Here is a 290-nt window from a genome sequence, read left to right on the forward strand (position 1 = left end):
AACAGAACCTCGATTGAATTAGCTTTATGACTCTCGTTAATGAAGCTGCGAGATGTGATGCTAACAGTGCTTTCAGGTAATAAGGTATTGAAATAAATTTTGGGTGGTGTATCAAAAAGTATGCTAAAAAAAAGCAGGTTGAATTTTGATAAAATAGAGAAATGCAAATAACTCTAGAAAACAAATGTCCAACCTGCCTCAGTGACAGTATAAAGAAAAATGGCATCAAAGTAGATGGGAAACAAAACTACCAATGCAAAGACTGCAAACGTCAGTTTATTGGTGACCAT

The 290-nt window shown here is 34.8% G+C and carries 1 protein-coding gene; it reads left to right on the plus strand.

The window, feature by feature from the left end:
• Positions 1-161 precede the first annotated feature (161 nt).
• Positions 162-290 (plus strand): transposase-like zinc-binding domain-containing protein (locus RRF55_RS27415; RefSeq protein ID WP_439419219.1); only part of this gene is annotated, 129 nt, incomplete at its 3' end.

The organism is Klebsiella sp. K47 (genome assembly GCF_051858335.1).
Lineage (GTDB): Bacteria > Pseudomonadota > Gammaproteobacteria > Enterobacterales > Enterobacteriaceae > Klebsiella > Klebsiella pneumoniae.